At 62.6% G+C, this 8,194-nt stretch carries 5 protein-coding genes; all 5 read right to left on the bottom strand.

Features of this window, described 5'->3' with window-relative positions:
• Positions 1 to 107: 107 nt before the first annotated feature.
• The 5 genes from ASF58_RS25125 to ASF58_RS25980 all read right to left on the bottom strand — a co-directional run bounded on the left by ASF58_RS25125 (position 108) and on the right by ASF58_RS25980 (position 4,425).
• Positions 108 to 1,112 (bottom strand): pilus assembly protein TadG-related protein, encoded by a 1,005-nt coding sequence (locus tag ASF58_RS25125; RefSeq protein WP_162242061.1) that lies wholly within the window; start codon positions 1,110 to 1,112, stop codon positions 108 to 110.
• A gap of 10 nt (positions 1,113 to 1,122) precedes the next feature.
• Complete coding sequence (locus ASF58_RS25975; RefSeq protein ID WP_156375726.1) at positions 1,123 to 1,653, bottom strand: TadE/TadG family type IV pilus assembly protein; 531 nt, start codon at positions 1,651 to 1,653, stop codon at positions 1,123 to 1,125.
• On the bottom strand, positions 1,653 to 2,189 hold the full coding sequence (locus ASF58_RS25130; protein ID WP_082513109.1) for a TadE/TadG family type IV pilus assembly protein: 537 nt from the start codon (positions 2,187 to 2,189) through the stop codon (positions 1,653 to 1,655). The genes ASF58_RS25975 and ASF58_RS25130 overlap by 1 nt, the downstream gene beginning before the upstream one ends.
• A 65-nt stretch (positions 2,190 to 2,254) precedes the next feature.
• On the bottom strand, positions 2,255 to 2,638 hold the full coding sequence (locus ASF58_RS15750) for a hypothetical protein (protein ID WP_055954362.1): 384 nt from the start codon (positions 2,636 to 2,638) through the stop codon (positions 2,255 to 2,257).
• A gap of 200 nt (positions 2,639 to 2,838) precedes the next feature.
• Complete coding sequence (locus ASF58_RS25980) at positions 2,839 to 4,425, bottom strand: Ig-like domain-containing protein (RefSeq protein ID WP_244477357.1); 1,587 nt, start codon at positions 4,423 to 4,425, stop codon at positions 2,839 to 2,841.
• Between the last annotated feature and the right edge of the window lie 3,769 nt (positions 4,426 to 8,194).

Consider the following 8,194-nt stretch of genomic DNA (forward strand, 5'->3'; position numbering starts at 1 on the left):
TTCGATCGACGCCCGCTTCTGGTACGGAGGCTTCGCCCTCGCCCACTCTCTCGTGCATGGCAGGGGACGCAAGGGGCTACGGCTGAACGAGGACGCACCCGTAGCCTTCACCGGGTCAATACCACGCTGTTCGAGGCGTCTGCTCCCGATGGAGAAGTGGGACAGGTCACGTTAAAAACGGCATCGTTGTAGTCCTTATCATCAACCGGCCCGCCCATATCATTCCATTTGTAGGTAATCTTCCTGCCCGGCGTCTGATTGCAGTTGACCGTTGCATTGCTTGGAGCGCCAAGCGAGCAGAAGCCGTTACTGAGGAGCCCGCCTTGCGTTGTTGTTTGAAGACTGCAGTTAAACAGCTGAAGCGTATAGGCAGCGGAGGACGGGGGAACAAAATGCGAGTAGAAGATGTGGCTGCTTCCCGGAGCGGCGCCATAGCCATTACGGCCATAGCTCGCGATCCCACCCGTAACGTTTTGCAATGCAAACCCAATCTTCTGACCGGTTCCGATGATAGCCGAAATATCTTTGGAGCTGCTACCTGCTGTGTTGGAAAAGAGCAGATTCAGATCGCTGCTGCTGGGAATGCCGTTGTTGGCTGGCACGACGTACCAATAAATACTGTTCGCGTCAGCAGAATTGCTGGCAAAGCTTGACAGTGAGAATGCCAGTTTGTAGCCAGCGCTTCGTGCCTCCGACATGACCGTCACGGCACTCTCACTAGACATCATCGAAAGGATGGAGTTCGGGACCCGCGTCTGAGCCGCCACGGCGACGCTGTAGACAGCTGAGTTCGCTGCACTCGGCGTGACAGTGAAGGTCGCATTTGATGCATAGGGCATCCGTGCGATAGCAGTGGCCATGAAACGAGTAGCGGTCGCCTGAGCCGTCGAACTTGCGGTGGCCGAAACGTAGACAGAGGCGCCCGCCAATGCTGCGCTGTCGGCCGCCGCCTGTAGCTCCGAGCGGAGTTGTACCGCCCGCATCATGTCGAGACCACCTCCCGCGATGAGCAGCACGGGAACGAGCATCACCCCGAACCAGACAGCAAATGTACCTTTGCAATCATCCAAGAAACAGCAAAGCGTGTCATGTGGCGAGGAGGCTACCGACATCCGCATGCTTTCAGCTGCCGTATGTAACGGGTGTTCCAGAGCGCGGACGCGCCAGGGCGGAAATCGAGAAGGTCACGTCTAATGCAAGCGGGAAGGTCAGAGGTGATGCGTAACGGAAGCTCGCCTTCACAACGATCGCGCTGTCGCCGGAAGTGGTCGTGACTGGTGCAGCATCGCTCGCGGCATTAGCGATCGCCGAGACGGCGCCGCAGCTCGTGTTAATCCAGTCGACTTTTCGTGCTGTGTTGACGTAACTCACGCTAGCAACCGATGCAGCAAAGCCTGTGGTGTTGAGTGGCAGAAGAGAGAGCTTGGCACCCTTGCAGTAATCCACGACTTCCAAGGCCGTGACGCTCGCCTGCTGCGAAACGAGGTCCGCGAGGTTGCGAGTGGCAGCCACAGCGAGCATCCGCGCGCGCGCCAGCGCGAAGACTTGGAAGCTACCGAGCATCGCTATCAGAATGAACGGAGCAATCAACGCGAATTCAACAGCGCCAACGCCAGCTTCATTAGACCAGCATCGTCTTGTCAGGCCGTGCATCAGTAGAGCTCGTTCTGGAATGACAAGGTCGTCAACAGCAGTACATTCGCATCGAAGCCCGTGCCCTTTAACATACCTGATAGCGGCGCCTTGCTATAGCCAATCTGAAGTACAACGTCAGATCCGGAACTGCCGGAATCAAAGCCGGTCTTGCTCAATGTTCCGGCGCTAGTCGTTGTACCGGGGGTAAGGCTGGCAAAGCTCGTACCCGATTGGACATAATAGACGATCTTATCGCAAGGAATGAACGGTGAAGCCTTCGCGCAAATCGCGGCCTTGAAGGTCGCCTCATTTACCGATCCAATCCGTAGCAGCCGACTCGCATCACGCGCTGCGTTGTCCAGGGTACTCAGCATCAGTAGGCACAAACCTACCTCGATCCAGGCGAGTATCATCGCCAGGAAGCACGGCGTGATCAGCGCTACCTCGACAGCTGTAGCCGCGCGCCTGTCATGGATGAATTCAGCCCAAAGTTGGCGGCACCGAATGGACACCGAGCGTGGTCGAAGGAACGGGGCATCGCACGAGCAGTGCATCTGCGCTCTCCCAATTCAGCAATACTCCTCGCGGACACCGACCCGGATTGTCGTGCGGATCTTCACTAGGGGTTGGCGAAGCTCGTTGTATCCGGATTAGATGTGCTCCGGTCGAACGTAGAGTTGTATAGCGCTTCGTGCTGCCCCAATAGCGTGAGGATCTGTGCACGCAAGCCCGCATAGGAGTCTTGCATCTGCCGGAAATTAGCGTTGGTTGCGGTTTGCATATCACTCAAACGGTCGAGATCGTCCGTCTGCTTCTCTGCTTCGAGAATACGGCCACCCTCCCTTAAAGCCAGAGTTCTCACTTGGCGTTCGATGGCCTGTAAGGCTGCGACGTGTCCAACTATGTAGTCCTGCGCGTCCATAAGCTGTTCTACGCTTTTCTGGAGGGTTCGTCGGATCTGGATCACATCCGACACTGAGCTAAAATCGTTGGCGGGGACCATGAGGGCAGTACCTCGATATGCTGGTGATCGATTCTTGAGCCCTGTGAAACAAAGCTCGCCGGGTGGCGCGTCCGCCTTGATCGGATCAAACCCTGAGCGGTGTTCTCGTGACCTGACTTAACACTGGGCTCGTTCGGTCAGATCAAAGCGTTCCCAGTGGAGCCCGCAACGATCGTCGCGGGCGCCATGCTTGTGTGATCTCAGACCGGTAAGCGGCCTTCTTTCATGCCAAATTCGAGAAAGTGTTGCAGTGGATCCATGCCAGCTGCGGCAACATCCGGATTGGCTTCAAGGTAAGCGTTCGTATGGAAGCCGGGTCCCGGATCGCGGCCCTCGTGCCATCCATACTCCTGATAGTGGATCAAAGGATTGGAGCCATTCGCGGCGACATCGGGGTTAGCGGCCAGGTAGGCGGCTGGATCAAAGAGCTCGTTGGGTGCTCGCCCTTCCTTTGCGCCGTAGTCAAGGTAGTGCTGGAAAGCGAAGTCCCACGGCTGAACTCCCGTCACTACCCGCGCGGCTGCAGCCACATCAGGATTGTGACCAAGGTAAAATTGAGCATCGAAGTCTCCCACAAGACTATTTTTACTCTCACCTTCGTAAACGCTACGGCCTTCCCTTTGGCCATGCTGAAGGTAGTGCTCAAGTGCATTAGCACCAGCCGCTTTAACATCAGGATTTAGAGATAGGTACGTCTCAGGTGCAAAATCCGAACCTGGACTACGGCCCTCACGTTCACCGTAATTAAAGTAATGCTCCAGGGGGTTAACGCCGGCTGCAGCCACGTCCGGATTTTCAGCCAAATACTCACGCGTATGAAAGTAGGCGTTTGGATCACGTCCCTCGTGCCAGCCAAATGTCTCATAGTGTGTGTCGGCATCAACGTGGGCCTTCCACACATCTAGGTTGTTCGACAGGTACCAGACATCATCCACGAGTGAGTGGCCGTCGTTTTCCTGGATCGTACCATCCGTGAAATGGAGCGTTCCGATGCCGCTGATGTCGTGGCACACTCCATTCGGGTCCGTAAGGACGAGAGCCTCGCCAGCCAACGTCACGTGAGCATCGACAAAGGCGAAGCTAAACGTTGCCACGGCAGCTGGAGCGACACCTTGCAACGAGACGCCGAGGACCGCCGAGCTCGACAAACCCTGTCCATCTGAGACCGTATATGTGAAGGCCTCAGTAGGGGCTTGCACACCGTTGCCGACGTTGTTGGCTCCAATCGCTTGATAGCTGTAGTGCCCATCCGCGGAAATCTGGAGAGTTCCGTGGTCCGAAATAACTGTTGCAGTACCACTCTTGGGAACCTCAACGGTCAGGCCGTTGGCGAAGCGCACTGAGGTCACGTGTAGTACATCGCCAGCATTAGGGTCAGTGTCGTTGTCGAGCACGTTGCCGGTCAACGCTGATGCATGTGTCACCGTCGAGATCGCGTCCGAAACCGCCTGCGGCGCAGCATTCCCTAGGCCATTTGCATCGATCGTCAGTACGACGTGGCTCGTACTTGAGCCCACATTGCCGGCGGCATCGACGATGGTGGCAGTCAGGACGTTGTTGCCGTCCGCCAGCGCAGTGGTGGGCGTGAAGGTGAAGTGTCCGTCCGTCCCGACCAGAGCCGTACCGAGGACAGTGCGTGACGGTGGCACCTGCCTCGGCCGTCCCCGTGATGGTCGGAGTGGCGTCGTTGGTCGGCGCCAGGGCGTCGAACACCGGTGCACCCGGCGCGGTGAGGTCGATGACCAGGGATGTGGGCGTGGAAACGGGCGAGGCGTTGCCCGCTGCATCCACCGCCACGGCCGTGAGGCTGGCCGTGCCCTCGGGCAGAGCGGCCGGTGTCAGGCTGAAGCTGCCATCGGCACCTGCCACCGTCGAGCCAATCTGGGTCGTACCGTTCGAGACGATCACGGTCGCGCCCGCCTCGGCCGTACCGGTGATCACCGGCGTGGTGTCGTTGGTCGGCGCATGCACGTCCAGCACCGGGGCAGCGGGAGCCGTGGTGTCACCGTTGCTCGGCGTAGCGTTGACCACGAGGGTCACAGGGGTGGAGCCCGTCCCCACGTTACCGGNACCGTCGAGCCAATCTGGGTCGTACCGTTCGAGACGATCACGGTCGCGCCCGCCTCGGCCGTACCGGTGATCACCGGCGTGGTGTCGTTGGTCGGCGCATGCACGTCCAGCACCGGGGCAGCGGGAGCCGTGGTGTCACCGTTGCTCGGCGTAGCGTTGACCACGAGGGTCACAGGGGTGGAGCCCGTCCCCACGTTACCGGCCGCATCGACGGCGGTGGCAGTCAGGACGTTGTTGCCGTCCGCCAGCGCAGTGGTGGGCGTGAAGGTGAAGTGTCCGTCCGTCCCGACCAGAGCCGTACCGAGGACAGTGCCGTTGTCCGCGATGGTGACGGTGGCACCTGCCTCGGCCGTCCCCGTGATGGTCGGAGTGGCGTCGTTGGTCGGCGCCAGGGCGTCGAACACCGGTGCACCCGGCGCGGTGAGGTCGATCACCGTCGAGCCAATCTGGGTCGTACCGTTCGAGACGATCACGGTCGCGCCCGCCTCGGCCGTACCGGTGATCACCGGCGTGGTGTCGTTGGTCGGCGCCACGAAAGCGGTGATACTCGGAGCATTAGGCACAACGCTGTCGATGGTGAGAGCGACGGCGGCAGAGGGTGCCGAGACGTTGCCGGCRAGATCGCGCGCGGTGACGGTGAAGCTGTTGGCACCCTGAGCCAGGTCAGCAGCCGGGGTGAAGCTGAAGACGCCGTTCGTACCGGCAACGACAGTGCCGAGCACGGTGCCGTTGTCCGAGATGGTGACGGTAGAACCGGCCTCGGCCGTCCCCGTGATGGTCGGGGTGGCGTCGGCGGTGAGACCGGCCNGCGGTGACGGTGAAGCTGTTGGCACCCTGAGCCAGGTCGGCAGCCGGGGTGAAGCTGAACACGCCGTTCGTGCCGGCAACGGCAGTGCCGAGCACGGTGCCGTTGTCCGAGATGGTGACGGTAGAACCGGCCTCGGCCGTCCCCGTGATGGTCGGGGTGGCRTCGGCGGTGAGACCGGCCGCGGTGGTGATGGTTGGTGCACCGGGCGCAAGGCTGTCGATGGTCAGGGCCACGGCGGCAGAGGGTACCGAGACGTTGCCGGCGAGATCGCGTGCGGTGACGACGAGGCTGTTGCTGCCTTCGACGAGTGGGCTGGCCGGGGTGAAGCTGAACGTGCCATTCGTGCCGGCAACGACAGTGCCAAGCACGGTGCCGTTATCCCAGATGGTGACAGTGGCCCCGGCCTCGGCCGTCCCCGTGATGGTCGGGGTGGCGTCGGCGGTGAGAYCGGCCGCGGTGGTGATGGTTGGCGCACCGGGCGCAAGGCTGTCGATGGTCAGGGCCACGGCGGCAGAGGGTGCCGAGACGTTGCCGGCGAGATCGCGTNCGGCCGCGGTGGTGATGGTTGGCGCACCGGGSGCAAGGCTGTCGATGGTCAGGGCCACGGCGGCAGAGGGTGCCGAGACGTTGCCGGCGAGATCGCGTGCGGTGACGGTGAAGCTGTTGGTACCCTGAGCCAGGTCGGCAGCCGGGGTGAAGCTGAACGTGCCRTTCGTGCCGGCAACGACAGTGCCRAGCACGGTGCCRTTGTCCGAGATGGAGACGGTAGAACCGGCCTCGGCCGTCCCCGTGATGGTCGGGGTGGCGTCGGCGGTGAGAYCGGCCGCRGTGGTGATCACCGGCGCACCGGGGGCGGCGCTGTCGATGGTGAGAGCGACGGCGGCAGAGGGTGCCGAGACGTTGCCGGCAAGGTCGCGCGCGGTGACGGTGAAGCTGTTGGCACCCTGAGCCAGGTCGGCAGCCGGRGTGAAGCTGAACGTGCCGGGCAGAGGGTRCCGAGACGTTGCCGGCAAGRTCGCGCGCGGTGACGGTGAAGCTGTTGGCACCCTGAGCCAGGTCGGCAGCCGGRGTGAAGCTGAACGYGCCGTTCGTGCCGGCAACGGCRGTGCCGAGCACGGTGCCGTTGTCCGAGATGGAGACGGTAGAACCGGCCTCGGCCGTCCCCGTGATGGTCGGGGTGGCGTCGGCGGTGAGAYCGGCCGCGGTGGTGATGGTTGGYGCACCGGGSGCAAGGCTGTCGATGGTCAGGGCCACGGCGGCAGAGGGTACCGAGACGTTGCCGGCAAGATCGCGCGCGGTGGCGGTAAAGCTGTTGGCACCCTGGGCTAGGTCGGCGGCCGGGGTGAAGCTGAAGACACCGTTCGTACCAGCGACCACAGTGCCGAGCACGGTGCCRTTGTCCGAGATGGTGACGGTGGCCCCGGCCTCGGCCGTCCCCGTGATGGTCGGGGTGGCGTCGGCGGTGAGACCGGCCGCGGTGGTGATGGTTGGTGCACCGGGCGCAAGGCTGTCGATGGTGCGCAAGGCTGTCGATGGTCAGGGCCACGGCGGTAGAGGAGGCCGAGACGTTGCCGGCGAGATCGCGTGCGGTGGCGGTGAAGCTGTTGGCACCCTGCGTTAGAGGGGCTGTCGGAGTGAAGCTAAAGCGTCCGTCCAGCCCTGCCACGGCGGTGCCCAGCACGCCGGCGTTGTCCGAGATGGTGACAGTGGCACCGGCCTCGGCCGTACCGGTGATGGTCGGCGTGGTGTCGGTGGTTGGTCCTGCAAAAGCTGTGATGCTCGGAGCGAGCGGATCGACCGTGTCGACCAGTACCGTCACGGGTGCGGCCGGCGATGCGGTGCCGCCGGGGCTCGTTGCCGTGACCTGAAGCGCGTTGGTGCCCTCCGCCAGCGGTACGGTTAGGGTCACGCTGAAGCGACCGTCGGTACCTACGGTACCGGAGCCGACAGGGCTCACGCCGTTGGTGACCGTAATTAAGTCGCCAGCTAAAGCCGCGCCGGTGATAATAGGCGTGTCGTCGTTGGTAGGCGGCACGTAGTCGACGACAGGGGCGCCGGGCACTTTCGTGTTGATGAGGACCTGCGTCACGACGGAGGGAACCGACAGGTTGCCGGCCCCATCCTGCGCCGTGGCGGTGAGGTTGGCGAGAGCGTCCGGCAGAGGCACAGTCGGAGTTAGGCTGAAGCTGCCGTCGGCAGCGGCCACGACGGTGCCCAGCACGAGTGCGTCGCTACGAACCGTAACAGTCGCCCCTGCCTCGGCCGTACCCGTGATAGTCGGCGTGGCGTCATTGATAGGGCCTGCAAAGGCGCTGATGGTTGGCGCACCGGGGGCGACGCTGTCGATGGTGAGAGCGACGGCGGCAGAGGAGGCCGAGACGTTGCCGGCGAGATCGCGCGCGGTGACGGTGAAGCTGTTGGCACCCTGAGCCAGGTCGGTAGCCGGGGTGAAGCTGAAGACACCGTTCGTGCCGGCAACGGCAGTGCCGAGCACGGTGCCGTTGTCCGAGATGGAGACGGTAGAACCGRCCTCGGCCGTCCCCGTGATGGTCGGGGTGGCGTCGGCGGTGAGACCGGCCGCGGTGGTGATGGTTGGYGCACCGGGSGCAAGGCTGTCGATGGTCAGGGCCACGGCGGCAGAGGGTRCCGAGACGTTGCCGGCGAGATCGCGTGCGGTG

Source organism: Methylobacterium sp. Leaf125 (assembly GCF_001423085.1).
Taxonomy (GTDB): Bacteria; Pseudomonadota; Alphaproteobacteria; order Rhizobiales; family Beijerinckiaceae; genus Methylobacterium.

Excerpts from the sequence above, each read along its gene's own strand:
- ASF58_RS25125 (WP_162242061.1), bottom strand. The coding sequence starts at position 1,112 with ATGTCGGTAGCCTCCTCGCCACATGACACGCTTTGCTGTTTCTTGGAT.
- ASF58_RS25975 (WP_156375726.1), bottom strand. The coding sequence starts at position 1,653 with ATGCACGGCCTGACAAGACGATGCTGGTCTAATGAAGCTGGCGTTGGC.
- ASF58_RS25130 (WP_082513109.1), bottom strand. The coding sequence starts at position 2,189 with ATGCACTGCTCGTGCGATGCCCCGTTCCTTCGACCACGCTCGGTGTCC.
- ASF58_RS15750 (WP_055954362.1), bottom strand. The coding sequence starts at position 2,638 with ATGGTCCCCGCCAACGATTTTAGCTCAGTGTCGGATGTGATCCAGATC.
- ASF58_RS25980 (WP_244477357.1), bottom strand. The coding sequence starts at position 4,425 with ATGCAGCGGGCAACGCCTCGCCCGTTTCCACGCCCACATCCCTGGTCA.